General features: G+C 54.8%; 18 protein-coding genes. 6 read left to right on the top strand and 12 right to left on the bottom strand.

Going from position 1 to position 18,664, the window contains the following annotated elements:
- The first annotated feature begins 304 nt into the window (after positions 1–304).
- The 5 genes from nirB to HVZ37_RS01880 all read left to right on the top strand — a co-directional run bounded on the left by nirB (position 305) and on the right by HVZ37_RS01880 (position 5,917).
- Entirely contained in the window at positions 305–2,848 is a 2,544-nt protein-coding gene (gene nirB, locus HVZ37_RS01900; RefSeq protein ID WP_042998402.1) for an NADPH-nitrite reductase large subunit, read from the top strand.
- Positions 2,845–3,171 carry a nitrite reductase small subunit NirD gene (nirD, locus tag HVZ37_RS01895; protein WP_042998403.1) on the top strand — a complete coding sequence of 109 codons (327 nt, stop codon included), beginning with the start codon at positions 2,845–2,847 and terminating at the stop codon, positions 3,169–3,171. The genes nirB and nirD overlap by 4 nt, the downstream gene beginning before the upstream one ends.
- 136 nt (positions 3,172–3,307) lie before the next feature.
- Positions 3,308–4,117 (top strand): nitrite transporter NirC, encoded by an 810-nt coding sequence (gene nirC / locus HVZ37_RS01890; RefSeq protein ID WP_042998404.1) that lies wholly within the window; start codon positions 3,308–3,310, stop codon positions 4,115–4,117.
- An 11-nt stretch (positions 4,118–4,128) separates the two neighbouring features.
- On the top strand, positions 4,129–5,502 hold the full coding sequence (gene cysG, locus HVZ37_RS01885) for a siroheme synthase CysG (RefSeq protein WP_042998405.1): 1,374 nt from the start codon (positions 4,129–4,131) through the stop codon (positions 5,500–5,502).
- A gap of 247 nt (positions 5,503–5,749) precedes the next feature.
- Positions 5,750–5,917: a DUF4223 family protein gene (locus HVZ37_RS01880; RefSeq protein WP_042998406.1), complete on the top strand. Its 168-nt coding sequence runs from the start codon at positions 5,750–5,752 to the stop codon at positions 5,915–5,917.
- Positions 5,918–5,984: 67 nt separating this feature from the next.
- Here the strand turns inward: HVZ37_RS01880 and trpS are convergent, their stop codons facing one another.
- The 12 genes from trpS to HVZ37_RS01820 form a co-directional block, all read right to left on the bottom strand.
- Entirely contained in the window at positions 5,985–6,989 is a 1,005-nt protein-coding gene (trpS, locus tag HVZ37_RS01875; protein WP_042998407.1) for a tryptophan--tRNA ligase, read from the bottom strand.
- Positions 6,982–7,740: a phosphoglycolate phosphatase gene (gene gph / locus HVZ37_RS01870; RefSeq protein ID WP_042998408.1), complete on the bottom strand. Its 759-nt coding sequence runs from the start codon at positions 7,738–7,740 to the stop codon at positions 6,982–6,984. The genes trpS and gph overlap by 8 nt, the downstream gene beginning before the upstream one ends.
- The gene (gene rpe / locus HVZ37_RS01865) at positions 7,733–8,410 is read right to left on the bottom strand and encodes a ribulose-phosphate 3-epimerase (RefSeq protein ID WP_042998409.1); all 678 of its coding nucleotides are present in this window, start codon (positions 8,408–8,410) and stop codon (positions 7,733–7,735) included. The genes gph and rpe overlap by 8 nt, the downstream gene beginning before the upstream one ends.
- A gap of 17 nt (positions 8,411–8,427) precedes the next feature.
- Positions 8,428–9,264: an adenine-specific DNA-methyltransferase gene (dam, locus tag HVZ37_RS01860; protein WP_042998410.1), complete on the bottom strand. Its 837-nt coding sequence runs from the start codon at positions 9,262–9,264 to the stop codon at positions 8,428–8,430.
- Positions 9,265–9,330: 66 nt separating this feature from the next.
- Complete coding sequence (damX, locus tag HVZ37_RS01855) at positions 9,331–10,611, bottom strand: cell division protein DamX (protein WP_042998411.1); 1,281 nt, start codon at positions 10,609–10,611, stop codon at positions 9,331–9,333.
- A gap of 96 nt (positions 10,612–10,707) precedes the next feature.
- On the bottom strand, positions 10,708–11,796 hold the full coding sequence (aroB, locus tag HVZ37_RS01850; protein WP_181628069.1) for a 3-dehydroquinate synthase: 1,089 nt from the start codon (positions 11,794–11,796) through the stop codon (positions 10,708–10,710).
- A 58-nt stretch (positions 11,797–11,854) separates the two neighbouring features.
- Entirely contained in the window at positions 11,855–12,376 is a 522-nt protein-coding gene (gene aroK, locus HVZ37_RS01845; RefSeq protein WP_042322869.1) for a shikimate kinase AroK, read from the bottom strand.
- Positions 12,377–12,682: 306 nt separating this feature from the next.
- Positions 12,683–13,921 (bottom strand): DNA uptake porin HofQ, encoded by a 1,239-nt coding sequence (hofQ, locus tag HVZ37_RS01840; protein WP_181628068.1) that lies wholly within the window; start codon positions 13,919–13,921, stop codon positions 12,683–12,685.
- The gene (locus tag HVZ37_RS01835) at positions 13,833–14,237 is read right to left on the bottom strand and encodes a HofP DNA utilization family protein (RefSeq protein WP_181628067.1); all 405 of its coding nucleotides are present in this window, start codon (positions 14,235–14,237) and stop codon (positions 13,833–13,835) included. Before HVZ37_RS01835 ends, hofQ begins: the two co-directional genes overlap by 89 nt.
- Entirely contained in the window at positions 14,227–14,685 is a 459-nt protein-coding gene (locus HVZ37_RS01830) for a DNA utilization protein HofO (protein WP_181628066.1), read from the bottom strand. The genes HVZ37_RS01835 and HVZ37_RS01830 overlap by 11 nt, the downstream gene beginning before the upstream one ends.
- Positions 14,669–15,208, bottom strand: a complete 540-nt coding sequence (locus tag HVZ37_RS01825) for a PilN domain-containing protein (protein ID WP_042998416.1) — start codon at positions 15,206–15,208, stop codon at positions 14,669–14,671. The genes HVZ37_RS01830 and HVZ37_RS01825 overlap by 17 nt, the downstream gene beginning before the upstream one ends.
- Positions 15,208–15,987, bottom strand: coding sequence for a DNA utilization protein HofM (locus tag HVZ37_RS01820; protein WP_181628065.1), 780 nt, complete (start codon positions 15,985–15,987; stop codon positions 15,208–15,210). Before HVZ37_RS01820 ends, HVZ37_RS01825 begins: the two co-directional genes overlap by 1 nt.
- A gap of 120 nt (positions 15,988–16,107) precedes the next feature.
- Here HVZ37_RS01820 and mrcA point away from each other — a divergent pair, with 120 nt between their 5' ends.
- Positions 16,108–18,660, top strand: a complete 2,553-nt coding sequence (gene mrcA, locus HVZ37_RS01815) for a peptidoglycan glycosyltransferase/peptidoglycan DD-transpeptidase MrcA (protein ID WP_054176471.1) — start codon at positions 16,108–16,110, stop codon at positions 18,658–18,660.
- Positions 18,661–18,664: the final 4 nt, after the last annotated feature.

The following is an 18,664-nucleotide window of genomic DNA, read 5'->3' as shown; positions in this document are numbered from 1 at the left end:
GCGATCCTCTTTATAGGCCGGATAAAACGCTACCGCCATCCGGCCTTTTCTCGTTTCTCTTCCCTTCCTCGAAGGATGTAAGGCAGCCAATCTTTAGTGGTAGCCCTCTTCTGCTAAAAACCCCTCATTTTGTACGTTATTCGTACAATCGCGAAAAGTCTGATATTTCCACAACTTAAGAAAATGCTGTCAAATCAGCAATATACTCCTTAAGAGGTATATAAAGGTGAATTTGATTTGCATCAATAAGTGGGGGTGCTGAATCGTTAAGGTAGGCAGTAATAGAAAAGAAATCGAGGCAAAAATGAGCAAAGTCAGACTCGCTATTATCGGTAATGGTATGGTCGGCCATCGCTTTATTGAGGACCTTCTTGATAAATCCGACGCTGCCAATTTTGATATTACTGTTTTCTGCGAAGAACCCCGCAAGGCATACGACCGTGTGCACCTGTCATCCTACTTCTCACACCACACCGCCGAAGAACTGTCTCTGGTTCGCGAAGGATTTTACGAGAAGCACGGCGTTAACGTGCTGGTCGGCGAACGTGCGATTACCATCAACCGCCAGGAAAAAGTGATTCACTCCAGTGCGGGCCGTACGGTTTACTACGACAAGCTGATTATGGCGACCGGTTCTTATCCGTGGATCCCGCCGATTAAAGGTTCCGAAACCCAGGACTGCTTCGTTTATCGTACCATTGAAGACCTCAACGCGATTGAATCCTGTGCTCGTCGCAGCAAGCGTGGTGCGGTCGTCGGCGGCGGTCTGTTAGGTCTGGAAGCGGCAGGCGCGCTGAAAAACCTCGGCGTGGAAACTCACGTGATTGAATTCGCTCCGATGCTGATGGCTGAGCAGCTTGACCCTATGGGCGGCGAACAGTTGCGTCGCAAGATTGAAAGCATGGGCGTGCGCGTGCACACCAGCAAAAACACCCAGGAGATCGTCCAGCAAGGCACTGAAGCCCGTAAAACGATGCGTTTTGCCGACGGTAGCGAGCTGGAAGTGGACTTCATCGTCTTCTCGACCGGTATTCGCCCACGCGACAAACTGGCGACCCAGTGTGGTCTGGAGGTTGCGCCACGCGGCGGGATCGTGATCAACGATGCCTGCCAGACGTCCGACCCGGATATCTACGCCATCGGTGAATGTGCCAGTTGGAACAACCGGGTATACGGTCTGGTCGCGCCGGGCTACAAAATGGCGCAGGTCGCCGTTGACCATATTCTCAATAACGAAAACGCCTTCGAAGGCGCAGATTTAAGCGCCAAGCTGAAACTGCTGGGCGTTGACGTTGGCGGTATTGGCGACGCACATGGCCGCACGCCGGGTGCCCGTAGTTACGTTTACCTCGACGAAAGCAAAGAAGTCTACAAACGCCTTATCGTAAGCCAGGATAACAAAACCCTGCTCGGCGCTGTGCTGGTGGGAGATACCAGCGATTACGGCAACCTGCTGCAACTGGTACTGAATGCCATCGAACTGCCGGAAAACCCGGACTCGCTGATCCTGCCGGCCCATGCCGGCAGTGGTAAACCGTCTATTGGCGTGGATAAACTGCCGGACAGCGCGCAGATTTGCTCCTGTTTCGACGTCACCAAGGGGATGCTGGTCGCCGCCATCAACAAAGGCTGCCACACCGTTGCCGCGCTGAAAGCCGAAACCAAAGCCGGTACCGGCTGCGGCGGCTGTATCCCACTGGTTACCCAGGTGCTGAACGCCGAACTGGCGAAACAGGGTATCGAAGTGAACAACAACCTGTGCGAGCACTTTGCTTACTCGCGCCAGGAACTGTTCCACCTGATTCGAGTGGAAGGCATCAAAACCTTCGAGGAGCTGCTGGCAAAACACGGTAAAGGTTATGGCTGCGAAGTGTGTAAACCGACCGTGGGCTCTTTGCTGGCTTCCTGCTGGAATGAGTACATTCTGAAACCGCAGCACACCCCGCTGCAGGATACTAACGACAACTTCCTGGCGAACATCCAGAAAGACGGGACCTACTCTGTGATCCCACGCTCTGCCGGCGGTGAAATCACGCCGGAAGGTCTGGTTGCCGTAGGTCGTATCGCCCGTGAATTTAATCTGTACACCAAAATCACCGGTTCTCAGCGTATCGGCCTGTTCGGCGCGCAAAAAGACGACCTGCCGGAAATCTGGCGCCAACTGATTGAAGCTGGCTTCGAAACCGGCCATGCCTACGCCAAAGCGCTGCGCATGGCGAAAACCTGTGTGGGCAGCACCTGGTGCCGTTATGGCGTGGGTGACAGCGTGGGCTTCGGCGTTGAGCTGGAAAACCGCTACAAAGGCATTCGCACCCCGCACAAGATGAAGTTCGGCGTTTCCGGCTGTACCCGTGAATGTGCCGAAGCCCAGGGCAAAGACGTCGGTATCATCGCTACCGAGAAAGGCTGGAACCTGTACGTCTGCGGTAATGGCGGGATGAAACCGCGTCATGCGGATCTGCTGGCAGCGGATATCGATCGTGAAACGCTGCTCAAATATCTCGACCGTTTCATGATGTTCTACATCCGTACGGCGGACAAACTGACCCGTACCGCCCCGTGGTTAGACAACCTGGAAGGCGGCATTGAGTATCTGCGTTCCGTCATCATCGACGACAAACTAGGTCTGAACGAACATCTGGAAGAAGAGATGGCCCGTCTGCGCGAAGCCGTAGTCTGCGAGTGGACGGAAACCGTCAACACGCCATCTGCCCAGACGCGTTTCAGACACTTTATCAACAGCGATAAACGCGATCCGAACGTCCAGGTAGTGCCTGAACGTGAACAGCATCGTCCGGCCACGCCGTATGAACGCATCCCGGTCACTCTGGTGGAGGAAAACGCATGAGCCAGTGGACAAACATCTGCCACATTGATGACATCCTGCCCGCAACCGGCGTCTGCGCGTTGTTAGGTGAGGAACAGGTCGCTATTTTTCGTCCGTATCACAACGACCAGGTGTTTGCGATCAGCAACATCGACCCGTTCTTTGAATCCAGCGTGCTGTCTCGCGGATTGATTGCGGAACATCAGGGCGAATTGTGGGTCGCCAGCCCGTTGAAAAAACAGCGCTTTCGCCTGAGCGACGGCCTGTGCATGGAGGACGAACGTCATTCCGTGGCGCACTACGACGCGCGGGTGAAAGATGGCATTGTGCAGTTGCGCAGTTAATGAATTTTAGGGAGGCGCAACGCCTCCCTTTTTAACGTATTGGCAGTCCCGTTTTTTCGTAGGTCTGATGGCGGCATAAAGGCCTATCCGGCCTACGGTTACGTTTTTATTTTATTTTTTATGGGTAATCACAGTCATGTTCACAGATACAATTAACAAATGTGCGGCTAACGCTGCGCGCATCGCACGCCTGTCGGCGAATAACCCGCTCGGCTTCTGGGTCAGTTCTGCGATGGCAGGGGCTTACGTTGGCCTCGGTATCATCCTGATTTTCACTCTCGGTAACTTACTCGATCCGTCCGTGCGTCCGCTGGTGATGGGCGCGACCTTTGGGATTGCCTTAACGCTGGTCATTATTGCTGGTTCCGAACTGTTTACCGGTCACACGATGTTCCTGACGCTTGGCGTCAAAGCGGGCACCATCAGCCAGGGGCAGATGTGGGCGATTTTGCCGCAGACCTGGTTGGGTAACCTGGTGGGTTCCGTGTTCGTCGCGCTGCTGTACAGCTGGGGTGGCGGTAGCCTGCTACCGGTCGATACCAGCATCGTACACTCGGTCGCGCTGGCGAAAACCACGGCGCCGGCAACGGTACTGTTCTTCAAAGGCGCGCTGTGTAACTGGTTGGTTTGTCTGGCAATCTGGATGGCGATCCGTACTGAAGGCGCTGCGAAATTTATCGCTATCTGGTGGTGTCTGCTGGCATTTATCGCGTCCGGCTATGAACACTCAGTTGCCAACATGACGCTGTTCGCCCTCTCCTGGTTCGGACACCACAGCGAAGCCTATACCCTGGCGGGGATTGGTCATAACCTGCTGTGGGTAACACTCGGCAATACTTTGTCCGGTGTCGTGTTCATGGGGTTAGGTTATTGGTATGCTACGCCAAAATCGGAGCGACCTGCTCCGGCAAAAATCAACCAAACTGAGGCTACAGCCAATAATTAAGGGGTAATGTCGTGGATCATTTGCCTATATTTTGTCAACTACGCGACCGCGACTGTCTGATTGTCGGCGGCGGTGATGTCGCAGAACGCAAAGCACGGTTACTGCTGGAAGCAGGCGCTCGTTTAACGGTTAATGCGCTGGCGTTTATTCCGCAGTTCACCGTATGGGCAAATGAAAACATGTTGACGCTGGTGGAAGGACCGTTTGATGAAGCCCTTCTCGACCCGTGCTGGCTGGCGATTGCCGCGACCGATGATGATGCGGTGAATCAGCGCGTGAGCGATGCTGCAGAATCCCGCCGCATCTTCTGTAACGTCGTGGATGCGCCGAAAGCCGCCAGTTTCATCATGCCATCGATTATCGACCGTTCACCGCTAATGGTGGCGGTCTCTTCCGGCGGCACCTCACCGGTGCTGGCCCGTCTGCTGCGTGAAAAACTGGAATCCGTTTTACCTCAACATTTGGGTCAGGTTGCACATTATGCCGGGCAACTTCGTTCCCGGGTGAAAAAACAGTTTGCCACGATGGGTGAACGTCGCCGCTTCTGGGAAAAGCTGTTTGTTAACGACAGGCTGGCACAGTCGCTGGCGAATGCCGACCATAAAGCGGTAGAAGAAACCACCGAGCAGATGCTCAGCGAGCCGTTGGATCATCGCGGTGAAGTGGTGCTGGTGGGTGCAGGCCCTGGCGATGCCGGACTTCTGACGCTAAAAGGGTTGCAGCAGATCCAGCAGGCCGATGTGGTGGTCTATGACCGTCTGGTGTCTGACGACATCATGAACCTGGTGCGTCGCGACGCCGACCGTGTGTTTGTCGGTAAACGCGCGGGTTATCACTGCGTGCCGCAGGAGGAAATTAACCAAATCCTGCTGCGTGAAGCGCAACAGGGCAAACGTGTCGTCCGTCTGAAAGGCGGTGACCCGTTTATCTTTGGTCGTGGTGGAGAGGAGCTGGAAACACTGTGCCATGCCGGTATTCCGTTTTCCGTGGTGCCGGGAATAACCGCGGCATCCGGCTGTTCCGCCTACTCCGGCATTCCGCTGACACACCGTGACTACGCCCAGAGCGTACGTCTGGTTACCGGGCACCTGAAGACCGGCGGCGAACTGGACTGGGAAAACCTGGCGGCAGAAAAACAGACGTTGGTGTTTTACATGGGGCTAAATCAGGCGGCCACTATCCAGCAAAAACTGATCGAATTTGGCATGCAGGCCGATATGCCGGTCGCACTGGTTGAAAACGGCACCTCGGTGAAACAGCGGGTAGTCAAAGGTGAACTGAATAATCTCGGCGAACTGGCAACACAGGTTGCAAGCCCGGCGCTAATCATTGTGGGGCGCGTGGTGGGATTACGTGAAAAACTAAACTGGTTCTCTAATCACTAAGCCTTAATTGTCGGTAAGGTCAGCATCGTCTGGCCTTATTTTTTTGGCCCTAAAATACAAGTTCCAGATCCGGACATTATATTAACTCATTAATTTTAAAATGATTACCCCTTCCACCCCTCCCGCATGCCTATTCCCTTACTGACGCGAAAAATAGATTACGTTATCGTCGACCCCGGTTAGCGAATGAAGATTCACTAATTCAATTGATGGTTAAAAAATTATATTTTTTACATAGGGAATGTAAATGAACACATTTATCAAAATGGCACTCTTAGGTGCGGCACTGGCAACCCTGACAGCTTGTACAGGTCACATCGAAAACCGTAATAAGACCTGCTCTTATGACTATCTTCTGCACCCTGCCATTTCTATTTCTAAGATGATTGGCGGCTGCGGCCCGACCGCAGAATAATCTCGCTGATCATTGCGCCGATACAAAAAAACCGGGAATCTCCCGGTTTTTTCATTTCGCGTACCCGTTACGGCCTGGCAACAAAACCAATCGCTTCATAAACCGCTTTCAGCGTAGCTGATGCACGCGCGCCCGCTTTTTCCGCGCCGTCTTTCATCACCTGTTGCAGGAAGGCTTCGTCGTTACGGTAACGATAATAACGCTCCTGCAACTCAGTCAGCATGCCGGATACCGCATCGGCGACTTCGCCTTTCAGGTGACCATACATCTTGCCTTCAAACTGTTTTTCCAGTTCGGGAATACTCTGTCCGGTCACGGCGGAGAGAATATCCAGCAGGTTAGAGACGCCCGCCTTGTTCTGCACATCGTAGCGCACCACCGGCGGCTCTTCGGAATCCGTTACCGCGCGTTTAATCTTCTTGACCACGGATTTCGGATCTTCCAGCAGGCCAATCACGTTGTTGCGGTTGTCGTCCGACTTGGACATCTTTTTCGTCGGCTCCAACAGAGACATCACGCGGGCGCCTGATTTAGGAATAAACGGCTCAGGAACTTTGAAGATGTCGCCATACAGCGCGTTGAAACGCTGAGCGATATCGCGGCTCAGTTCCAGGTGCTGTTTCTGGTCTTCGCCCACCGGCACCAGGTTGGTCTGATACAGCAGGATATCTGCTGCCATCAGTACCGGGTAGTCAAACAGACCAGCGTTGATGTTCTCAGCGTAGCGCGCTGACTTATCTTTGAACTGGGTCATACGGCTCAGTTCGCCAAAGTAGGTGTAGCAGTTCAGCGCCCAGCTCAGTTGCGCATGTTCAGGCACATGAGACTGAACGAAAATGGTGCTTTTCTCAGGATCGATGCCACACGCGAGGTAGAGCGCCAGCGTATCCAGCGTCGCTTTACGCAGTTGCTGGGCATCCTGACGAACGGTGATAGCATGCTGGTCAACGATGCAATAGATGCAATGGTAATCATCCTGCATGTTCACCCACTGACGCAGTGCACCCATGTAGTTACCAATGGTCAATTCACCTGAGGGCTGTGCGCCACTAAAAACGATGGGCTTAGTCATTTTTCGATTCCTGATTTTCGCTATGCGGAAGCCCGAGAGCGGGCAGTAGTTCATTAATGCGGTCATACATGACGTCTGGCTGGCTCAGCGCGATGGGTTCACCATAGTTGTAACCATAGGTGAGTCCAACGGACGGGCAGCCAGCGGCTTTTGCCGCCTGAATATCATTACGCGAATCCCCCACGAAGAGCAATTGCTCTGGCGCAATGCCGAGCTTACTTGCCACCAGCAGCAGCGGATCCGGATGCGGTTTTTTGTTCTGGACGTCGTCACCGCCAATAACGACGCTGAAATATTTACTGATATCCAGCGCGTCAAGCAATGGCGCAACAAACGGCGTCGGCTTGTTGGTCACCAGACCGAGCGGCAGTCCTTTGGCGTGCAGTGCGCCCAGCGTGTCGGCGACATCAGGGAACAGAAACGTCCCTTCTTCTGCGACATCTCCGTAGTAGCGGTCAAATAGCTTACGCAGAATACGGACCTGCTCCTCGGCGGGAATATCTTCATCGACCGGCGGCTTGCCCATCGTCTTACGAAGTGTGGCGCGCTCCTGACGAGACCAGGTTAACGCCCGCTCCATCAATACATCAGCACCATTACCAATCCAGGTAATGACGCGCTCTTCACCGGCAACCGGCAGCTCCAGCGCATACAGCGCCATGTCCACTGCGGCGCTCAATCCCGGCGCGCTGTCCACCAGCGTTCCGTCGAGGTCAAAGGCAACGCCCCGAATATCCTGCAATTTATCCATGACTTACCTTCGCCAGTTCGCTGCGCATGTCATCAATGACTTTTTTGTAGTCTGGCTGATCGAAGACGGCGGAACCGGCGACAAACATATCGGCTCCTGCGGCGGCGATTTCAGCTATGTTACTCACCTTCACGCCGCCATCCACTTCGAGGCGAATGTCGTAACCCGACTCGTCAATGCGACGACGGACTTCTCGCAGTTTGTCCAGCGTTTGCGGAATGAAGGATTGACCGCCAAAGCCTGGGTTAACGGACATCAACAGGATCACATCCAGCTTGTCCATTACATAGTCCAGATAGCTTAATGGTGTCGCCGGATTGAAGACCAGCCCGGCTTTACAGCCGTGCTCTTTAATCAGTTGCAGCGATCGGTCAACGTGTTCGGAGGCTTCCGGATGAAAGGTAATGATGCTGGCGCCCGCGGCTGCGAAATCCGGGATGATTCGATCGACCGGTTTCACCATCAGATGCACATCGATGGGAGCCGTAATGCCATATTTACGCAGGGATTTCAGTACCATCGGACCCATGGTCAGATTCGGTACATAGTGGTTGTCCATGACGTCAAAATGCACGACGTCACCACCGGCAGCCAGAGCTTTCGCGGTGTCCTCACCCAGGCGAGCAAAATCAGCCGACAGGATTGAGGGGGCAATCAAATACTGTTTCATCCGCTTCTCCTTGAGAATTATTTATTCGCGGGTGAAACGACTCCTGGTTTGTACAGAGCCAGCAGTTCGTCCACCTTTTTACGTGTGCCGCCGTTGCTGCTTATACTGCGCCGCACTTTGACCTGAAAATGTTCCGCCGCTTTATACCATTCGCGGGTATCCGGCGTGTCATGGTTCGAAATTAACACCGGGATCTGCTTACTGACCAGCTTTTCGGCCATTTTAGCCAGATGGGCCTGCTCTTTCGGGCTGAAGCTATTGGTATGATACGCGGTGAAATTCGCCGTTGCTGACAGCGGGGCGTAGGGCGGATCGCAATAGACAACCGAGTTCGCATCCGCTTGCTCCATGCACTCATCATATGAGAGGCAGTGGAATTCCGCATTCTGCGCTTTTTCCGCAAAGTGATACAACTCAGCTTCCGGGAAGTAAGGCTTTTTGTAACGTCCAAACGGCACGTTAAACTCACCGCGCAGATTATACCGGCACAGGCCGTTGTAACCATATCGGTTCAGATACAGGAACAGAACCGCACGACGGAAAGGATCCTGGCTGGCGTTGAACTCTTCACGGAACTGATAGTAGAGCTCAGCCTGATTGGTTTCCGGGTTAAACAGTTCACGGGAAGCCTTCACGTACTCGTCGGTACGGGTCTTCACGATCTTATAGAGACTGATGAGGTCGCTATTGATATCGGCAAGAATATAACGAGAAAAGTCGGTGTTAAGAAACACCGACCCTGCACCCACAAAGGGTTCGACCAGGCATTCGCCCTGCGGTAAATGCCGTTTGATGTCGTCAAGCAGGGGATATTTACCCCCTGCCCACTTCAGAAAAGCGCGATTTTTTTTCATGCTGACTAACTAATTACACCTTCTCCGGCTGTGGAGAAAGCTCCGACAGCATCCTGCGCTTTAACATTATTTCAGATCGGCCTGTACCTGATGCAACGGTTTGGCCCACGGATTTTTTGCCTGCACATCGGCTGGCAGCGTGGAAACCGCGCGTTTCGCATCTTCTTTCGAGGCATACACGCCAGACACCAGAACATACCACGGTTGGCCGTTACGCGTCGTCTGATACACCACATAGTTTTTCAGATTCTCTTTCTTCGCCCAACCATTCAGGTTGTCGTAGTTTGAAGAGCTGCTGAGCTGCAGGGTGTAATGACTGGACGGTGCGGACTTCAGCGATCCGACGTTACCGGCGCTTTTAGCGCCAGATGCGCTACCTGCCGTTGCCGCTGGCGCGGTCTGAGCAGGTGCTGGCGTTTGCGCGGGCGCTGCTGTCTGTGCCGGTGCGGTGCTGACCGTCGCTTTTGGCGTCGTCGTGGCCGTAGGCGCTGCGGGTTCAGTCCGTTTAGGCTGAGCCGCCGGTTTCGGTGCTGCGGACGTCGTTTTCGCGGTGGTCTGCGGTTTCTTCGGCTCGATCACAGCCTGTTTACGTTCAGGTCGCTGGGCGCTGGCAGCGGGTGCCGTCGCCGTCTGGCTTGACGCAGTACCATTACGCACGGGCGCAACGGTCGCCGGTTCTGTTGGCAGCGTCGAGTTTACCGCCACATTATTTAGCTGTTCCTGACCCTGCGGTTGCGTCAGTGCATTGTTCAGATCGCCCTGCACTTCTACACGCTGTTGACCTTCTGTGGTCACAGGCGTTTGACCCTGCGTTGGCGTGGAGGAGATTGGTGGCAAAGAAACATCCTGCTGCGTGTTGCCCGCAGTCTGTTCAGCGGAAGTGCTTCCCGGAGCGGGTTGGGCGCCGTTTGCCTGGTCAGCGGCATTGCCGGTGAGATCGATATTCTTCTCGCCAGACGCCGTTTGTTCACTTGAAGACGGGGTGGAAGGCGCTTTCAGCGCGGAGCCAATACCGATGATCAGCAGCAGCAGGACCAACACGCCCACGCCCATCATCATGTACTGACGTGAAGCGGGTTTACCGGCTGCCTTTTTACGCTTACGCGGACGACGCTCGACGCGTTCTTCATCCACGAACTCTTCATCATCGGATTCGTAATCCTCTTCCCTCTCTTGCTCATCAAGGCGTTCTTTACGCCCGCGCGCAGGACGGCGATCGTCAGCGTCCAGATCAACATCATCAAAGTTGATCTGCGGTTCACCGCGTTCTGAAGATTGACGAGAACGACCAGTACGACGATCGCTGGGATCGGGTTTCAGCTCGTCTTCTGGTTTGAATTCATCCATTTAACACCCCACTCAAAGGCTAATGCTTACGACGTTGCAACTAACCTGAATCTAAATGGCCGATACGTGAGCCGTATCAGTCCGCCTTTCTTGTTGTTACGCCTGCTGGCAATCAGCAATAGCGTTAAGAACCACCTCGTGCGACACGCCGCCGCGTACTTCACTTTTCCCTATCGCCAGCGGAAGGACTAAGCGCATTTCTCCCGCCAACACTTTTTTATCACGCAACATGTGCGGCAGGTAAGCCTGCGCGGACATCTCGCGCGGTCCGTGGACCGGCAAGCTGGCACGTTTAAGTAACGTGACGATGCGCTGCGTATCTTCTGGCGCAAACTGCCCCAGACGTTCCGACGTCCGCGCAGCCATTACCATACCTGCTGCGACCGCTTCACCATGTAACCAATTGCCATAACCCATTTCAGCTTCAATGGCATGACCGTACGTGTGCCCCAGATTCAGTAAAGCACGTAAGCCGGTTTCGCGCTCGTCTGCGGCAACAACTTCGGCTTTCAGCTCACAACAACGACGAATACACCAGGCCATTGCCGGTCCGTCCAGACGCAGTAGCGCATCCAGATTCTCCTCCAGCCAGCTAAAGAATTCGCCATCCAGGATAATGCCGTACTTGATCACTTCCGCCAGACCGGATGCCAGTTCACGGGCAGGGAGCGTTTTCAGACAGTCGAGATCCACCACCACGGAGGCCGGCTGGTAAAACGCGCCGATCATGTTTTTGCCGAGGGGATGGTTTACGGCGGTTTTACCGCCAACGGAGGAGTCAACCTGCGACAAAAGTGTCGTCGGGACCTGGATGAAGCGTACACCGCGCTGATAGCTGGCAGCGGCAAAACCGGTCAGGTCGCCAATGACGCCGCCGCCCAGTGCGACCAGCGTCGTATCACGACCATGCGGTTTTTGCAGCAAGGCGGTGAATACCGTATCCAGCACCGTCAGGCTTTTGTACTGCTCGCCGTCAGGCAGGATGACGCTATCAACGTTCACACCCGCTTGTTCAAGTACGCTGCTAATCTTATCAAGATAAAGGGGAGCCAGGGTTTCGTTGGTGACCAACATAACCTGATCGCCCGATTTCAGCGGTAAGAATGAAGCTGGTTCGTTAAACAAACCAGCCGCGATGGTGATAGGGTAACTACGTTCCCCGAGAGTGACGGTAATCCTCTCCATGACGCGACATCCACCTTAATGACTTATACCCGCTTACCGAGTGTGTATTAAGCCAGAATCAGTTGCTTTCCAGCATATGAATAATCTGGTTTGCAACGACTTTGGCGCTCTGATCATCGGTACGAATGGTTACGTCGGCAATCTCTTCATACAGCGGATTGCGTTCGTCGGCCAACGCTTCCAGAACTTCACGAGGCGGCGCTTCTACCTGCAACAGCGGACGTTTTTTATCGCGCTGCGTACGCGCAAGTTGTTTTTCGATGGTCGTTTCGAGATAGACCACGACGCCACGCGCGGAAAGACGATTACGGGTTTCACGCGATTTTACAGAGCCACCACCGGTAGCCAGCACAATACCCTGTTTTTCCGTCAATTCGTTGATGACTTTCTCTTCACGATCGCGGAAGCCGTCTTCACCTTCTACGTCGAAGACCCAGCCCACATCAGCTCCGGTTCGTTTCTCAATCTCTTGATCAGAATCGTAAAATTCCATATTGAGTTGTTGAGCTAACTGGCGCCCAATAGTGCTTTTTCCGGCACCCATAGGCCCAACCAGAAAGATATTGCGTTTCTCTGCCATTTTTTCGGTACTACTAAGACTATTCGTTAATGATAAACCCGCGTCGCAGACACTGAGCGCAGCAGGACATGAACTGAAACCTCATAAGATATTGCGAGAGTCAGACTGAAAATTATCTCAATACTCAAGCAGGTTTGGCAACTGAATAAATCATCAAACCAGATTGTAGACAACCCGAGTCGGCATTGCCGGACGGCGATGAGAAGTACCGACTCTCAAATCGGTACTCCTTGTATGCTAAATAGCTGCGCACGTCAAATCCCTGAAACGAGTTAAGTGCAAAAACAACGGTGTTTCATGCATAAATCATTCTGTCGAGACCAATCTGGGCGTAATAAATACCACCAGCTCACGACGTTCGTTTTCTTTCCCATCGTGGCGAAAGAGTTGTCCAAACCAGGGAATATCACCTAACAGCGGAATACTGTCCTTCCCGGTTTTATTCTTGTTTGAAAAAATGCCGCCCAGCGCCAGCGTCTCTCCACTTTTCACCTCGACCTGCGTTTCAATTTCCTGCTTATCGATGGCCAGTACCTCGCCATCCGCTTGTTGCAGCATCTGCCCCGGCATGTTCTGGCTGATGCGTAGCTTCAGGCGGATCCGCCCCTTCGGTAAAACCGTTGGGGTGACTTCCATCCCTAGCACGGCCTCTTTAAATTCCACCGACGTCGCACCGCTTTCGCCGCTGGAAACCTGATAGGGGATCTCGCTCCCTTGCTTGATACTGGCAGGCTGTAGGTGAGAAGCCAGCAGTCGCGGACTGGCGATAATATCGAGCTGCTGCTGTTGCTCCAGTGCAGACAGCTCCAGATCCAGCAACCGCCCATTAATACGACCAATATTGAACCCGACGCGGGTGGTCGCATTCGCGACCGAGAGATCGCTGGCTATCGTTGTCACTTGCCCCACCGCACCGGCCTTCTCGGCCTCTGCCAGTGTCCATTTCACCCCCAGTTCACGCAGACTTTTTTCATTAATGGTGACGATATGCGCCGCCAGTTCGACCTGTTCTATCGGGAGATCCATTTGTGCCACCCACTGTTCCACCAGCGCCAGCGTCGGCGAGTTATCCCTGACCAGCAGTCGATTGGTACGCTTATCTACCGTGAGGCTACCTTTGGCACTCAGCAGTTTATCCCCCGCTTTCGCCAGTTCAGTGGCATCGGCGTAATGCAGGGCAATATGCCGATTCTCCAGCGGTAAGTTCGCCTGGCGTCTTGCGACCTCCGCCTCCTGTCGCGCCGCCTCTTCGCTCTGCCAGCTCTCGGAATGCACATGTAAAATCGCCCCTTCCTGACGTAACACCAGTCCAGCGCTTTTCACTACCGTCTGGAGCGCCTGTTTCCACGGGACATCCGTCAGATGCAACGACACCACGCCGCTGACATCCGGCGATATCACGAGGTTTTTTCGCTCCTGTTCAGCCAGTGCCTGAAGAACCTGCGTGACGGGCACGTCATCCACCACCAGCGTCACGTTCTGTTTTTTTCCGGCCTGAACCGGCTGCAGGATGGCGATCAACACCACCAGTATCCATTGCTTCATTACCCTCTCCTTGTCGTTGCCACTGCCACTGGGGCGGGTCACACTCTTTACCTGTGCTCACTGTCAGCGTCTGTGCCGTGAGTTGCACGATAGTCCAGCCATTATCCAGAACCTCATGTTGCTCGACACGCCGCCAGTGATGCTGCCCGTCCTGAAGCAGTCCAATATTTCGCTCTCCCCTGCTCACCATCCCCTGGTATTGCCATTGCGCCAGCTCGGCACCATGGCAATGATCTTCAGGCTGGCGGAACGGATCGCGCATGCCGGTCAGCATCAACAATGAAAGAGCCACCAACACCGCGTTCTTACCCTTCATGGAGAGACTCCAGCCTGAGCGTTAACACTCGCTCGTCGTTTTCTGCTTTCAGCGAAAATGCACTCACGGACATGCCTCGCGCCGCCAGGTATCCGAACAATGACACCATCGCCTTCCAAGGCGCCTTCACCGCAAGTTCTCCGCCCTGCGCCGATGGACGCCAGTACAGTAGCTGCATATTCGGCACCTGAAGCGTGAGCGGTGAAAACACCGGCGTTTGCGATACCGATGAAAGCTGTGCCTCTGCCTGCGCGCCAGAGAGGTGATACAACGTTGAACTGAGCTGGCGGTTGGTCACCCGTTGCTGGCTAAGCGCACCCTCATCACGCATTCCCGGGAAGAACAGAAAAGACAACGCGATCGTACTTAACGTAGCCACCCAACTTACCCAGCAGACAATGCGGGTACGCGGCGAAAAAGCGCACCAGGCGTCAAAGAGGGCGATCATGCGCTTCTCTCCATATCACACGGTACTGGAACTGCCAGTATCCCTGCGCATCCTGCAGGGTGGCGCCGGTATGGTTTATCTCAAACATCGGCGAGTCGCGCAGGGCGGCTTCCAGTGCGCTGAGCGCAGAAAAGGTGAGCGCTTTTCCACTGAGTTCCAGTGAGCTCTGCTGGTAGTCCATACTGGTTAGCCAGGCCTGTGCCGGCACACTCAACGCAAGACTTTCCAGCGCGGGCTGCCAGCGGCGGGTCTGCTCGCGCAATCTGTCTCGTTGAATGACCTGCTGCGCCTGACGCTGGCGCGCCTCAAGCCGGGGTTTCACTGTCGTAAGCGCCGTGGCAAGTTGTTGCTCCGCCTGCAACAACACCCCATTTGCCTGCCCGCTCGTGGCGCGGGCGAGATATCCGATCAGCGTTAGTGCCAGCACGATCGCCGCTGATGCGCCGAATAGCCCACCCCACATACGCAGACAGGCATTACGCCGCTGTTGCCGCCAGGGCAAAAAATTGACGGGAGGATGCATCAACGCATTTCTCCCAGCGCCAGTCCTAGCGCAACGGCGAATGCATGACCTTCCCTGGGTACGGGAGGCTGACGAATTGAAACCGCCCGCCAGGGGTCAAACCCCTCGTCTGCGCAGAGCGCCACCTCTTCGCTTCTGAGGGAGAGTCCGGCAGCCAGGTCGTGAAGATGAGCTATCTCTGCCCGCGATTTGCGCCCCCATGCGTTGCGCGTCGCCCACAGCCACTGCGTGTCATCGCGCCACACCAGGCAGGTTTGTTCCGGGGAAAGAAAAGGCAGCAGACGCTGCAATGCGCAGGCATCTGGGGTGATCGCCGTGACGTTTACACCGAGTGTTTTCGCCAGCGTTAACAGAGCCGAAATCTCTTTGTCCTGCGCGGCGGTGACCGTATAGGCCGGGGCGAGCGCATCTTCGCTATAGTCAAAGCGCAGAGCTGCCGACTCAATATCCAGTTCACGCGCCATCGAACCGGTCAACCAGACCGTTTGTTCACGCTCGCGAAGCGACATTGAAGGGCGGGGAAAGCGCTTTTGCCGCGTCCGACTCGCAGGAAAAGAGAGGTGTATATGGTGGCGTTGCGGCAGCTCGCGACTCCACGGTTGTAACACCGCCACAAGTTGTTCGGCGTCGTGGAAATGTCCGTCGCTGATTGTGTGTTGCGCCAGCGGCAAACGCCACCAGCGCTGTAGATACCAACCTGACGCGCCGCGAACGACGGCAACCGCCAGGGCTTCGTGTGGCTGAATGTGCAGGCCGACTTGCCAGAATCTGAAAGCCATTGCTGATGATCTCCTTATCACCCGTCGCTCTCACGGGTATATCAATGCGTCTGGCTTGCCTTTATACTACCGCGCGGTTGTTTATAAACTGCCCAAATGAAACTAAATGGGAAATCTCCGGTGAAGTTCGTAAAGTATTTATTGATCCTTGCAGTATGTTGCATCCTGCTGGGAGCAGGCTCGATTTATGGCCTCTATCGCTATATTGAGCCACAGTTACCTGACGTCGCGACGCTTAAAGATGTGCGTTTGCAGATCCCGATGCAGGTTTACAGCGCAGATGGCGAGCTCATTGCGCAATATGGTGAAAAACGTCGTATTCCGGTGACGCTCAATCAGATCCCGCCGGAAATGGTCAAAGCCTTTATCGCCACAGAAGACAGTCGTTTCTATGAGCACCACGGCGTTGACCCGGTGGGGATTTTCCGTGCGGCAAGCGTAGCGCTGTTCTCCGGTCACGCCTCGCAAGGGGCGAGTACCATCACGCAGCAGCTCGCAAGAAATTTCTTCCTCAGTCCTGAACGCACGTTGATGCGTAAGATTAAGGAAGTGTTCCTGGCGATCCGCATTGAGCAGTTGCTGAGTAAAGATGAGATCCTCGAACTCTATCTGAACAAGATCTACCTCGGTTACCGCGCTTATGGCGTCGGGGCGGCGGCGCAGGTCTATTTCGGTAAATCAGTCGACCAGTTGGATCTGGGTGAGATCGCGGTAATTGCCGGTTTGCCGAAAGCGCCTTCTACCTTTAACCCGCTTTATTCGATGGACCGCGCGACCGCACGTCGTAACGTGGTGCTGTCTCGCATGCTGAGCGAAGGGTACATCACTCAGGCACAGTACGATCAGGCGCGGAATGAGCCGATCGAAGCCAACTATCATGCGCCGGAAATCGCTTTCTCCGCCCCGTACCTGTCAGAAATGGTGCGTCAGGAGATGTACAACCGTTATGGCGAAAACGCCTATGAAGACGGTTACCGCATTTACACCACGATCACCCGTAAGGTGCAGCAGGCCGCGCAACAGGCGGTACGTAATAATGTGCTGGACTATGACATGCGCCACGGCTATCGCGGTCCGGCCAACGTGCTGTGGAAAGTGGGTGAAACCGCATGGGACAGTAAGAAAATCACCGATACGCTGAAAGCGCTGCCAACTTACGGGCCGTTGCTGCCAGCGGTGATCACCAGTGCAAACCCGCAGGAAGCGACGGCGACTCTGGCAGACGGCACTTCGGTATCGCTGCGGATGGAAGGCATTCGTTGGGCGCGTCCTTATCGTTCGGATACTCAGCAAGGCCCGACGCCGCGTAAGGTCACTGACGCGGTGCAGACCGGTCAGCAGATCTGGGTGCGGAAGATGGGCGAAGCCTGGTGGCTGGCGCAGGTTCCGGATGTGAACTCCGCGCTGGTCTCAATCAATCCGAAAAACGGGGCCGTGCTGGCGCTGGTCGGCGGTTTTGACTTTAACCAGAGCAAGTTCAACCGTGCCACTCAGGCGCTGCGTCAGGTCGGTTCTAACATTAAGCCGTTCCTCTACACTGCCGCGATGGACAAAGGTCTGACGCTGGCGAGTATGCTGAACGACGTGCCAATTTCTCGCTGGGATGCTGGTGCCGGTTCCGACTGGCGTCCGAAAAACTCACCACCGCAGTACGCAGGCCCGATTCGTTTACGTCAGGGGCTGGGCGAATCGAAAAACGTGGTAATGGTACGCGCCATGCGGGCCATGGGCGTGGATTACGCGGCGGAATATCTGCAGCGTTTCGGCTTCCCTGCACAAAACATTGTGCGTACCGAATCCCTGGCGCTGGGCTCCGCGTCATTTACCCCGCTACAGGTGGCGCGTGGTTATGCCGTCATGTCGAACGGCGGCTTCCTGGTCGATCCTTATTTCATCAGCAAGATTGAAACGGACCAGAACGGCGTAATTTTCGAAGCGAAGCCGAAAATCGCCTGCCCGGAGTGTGATATTCCGGTGATTTACGGTGATACCCAGAAATCCAACGTTCTGGAAAACAGCAACGTCGAAGATGTCTCCATCTCTGGCGAGCAGCAGAACGCCGCCGTGCCAATGCCCAAACTGGAGCAGGCAAATCAGGCGTTAGTGGCGCAGACCGGGGCGCAAGAGTACGCACCGCACGTGATCAACACGCCGCTGGCTTTCCTGATCAAGAGCGCGCTGAATACCAACATTTTCGGCGAACCCGGCTGGATGGGTACAGGCTGGCGTGCAGGTCGTGATCTGAATCGCCACGATATCGGCGGTAAAACCGGGACCACCAATAGCTCGAAAGACGCCTGGTTCTCCGGCTACGGCCCAGGGGTAGTCACCTCCGTATGGATTGGATTTGACGATCACCGCCGTGACCTGGGGCGCACTACCGCCTCTGGCGCGATCAAAGATCAAATCTCTGGCTACGAAGGCGGTGCGAAAAGTGCGCAACCCGCGTGGGATGCTTACATGAAAGTGGTGCTGGAAGGGGTTCCTGAGGAGCCGCTGACGCCGCCACCAGGCATCATCACGGTCAATATCGATCGCAGCACCGGACAACTGGCAAACGGCGGTAACAGCCGGGCAGAATATTTCATCGAAGGCACGCAGCCGACACAGCAGGCGGTGCATGAGGTGGGAACGACCATCACTGACGGTGGTGAGACACACGAACTGTTCTAAATAA

The organism is Citrobacter sp. RHB35-C17, from assembly GCF_013816795.1.
Taxonomy (GTDB): domain Bacteria; phylum Pseudomonadota; class Gammaproteobacteria; order Enterobacterales; family Enterobacteriaceae; genus Citrobacter_A; species Citrobacter_A amalonaticus.
Note: the sequence above shows the minus strand (reverse complement) of the source record. Positions and strands in the feature narration are given on the sequence as shown.